We start from the raw sequence: 271 nt of genomic DNA, 5'->3' as shown, positions 1-271 counted from the left end.
GATACGATTATCACGAATAAAGCTACTAGGCCTAGGATTTTCTTCATATTGTCACCAATTTTCCCACTGGGTTTCAATCTTGACATCGCCATAGTTGCTTGGCGAGTACTTACTGTTATAAATCGTGCACCAGTCCTTCAAGACTTTCTGGTTGACGATTTCGTCGTAGTAGGAATCCAAGTCCTTAGCAGTGATACCGTACTGCTCTAGATAGGATTTCACCTGAGCTTCGTCTTCGATATAAGTTTCCGTATCTGCTTTCTTTAAACCT

The 271-nt window shown here is 41.3% G+C and carries 1 protein-coding gene; it reads right to left on the bottom strand.

From position 1 onward, the window contains the following. Positions 1 to 51 precede the first annotated feature (51 nt). Positions 52 to 271: TipC family immunity protein (locus tag ADM50_RS01805; RefSeq protein ID WP_049484330.1), on the bottom strand; the 220-nt coding region annotated here is incomplete at its 5' end.

The sequence above is a fragment of the Streptococcus oralis genome (genome assembly GCF_001075675.1).
Taxonomy (GTDB): Bacteria; Bacillota; Bacilli; order Lactobacillales; family Streptococcaceae; genus Streptococcus; species Streptococcus oralis_V.
This window is presented reverse-complemented; position numbering and strand designations above follow the sequence as displayed.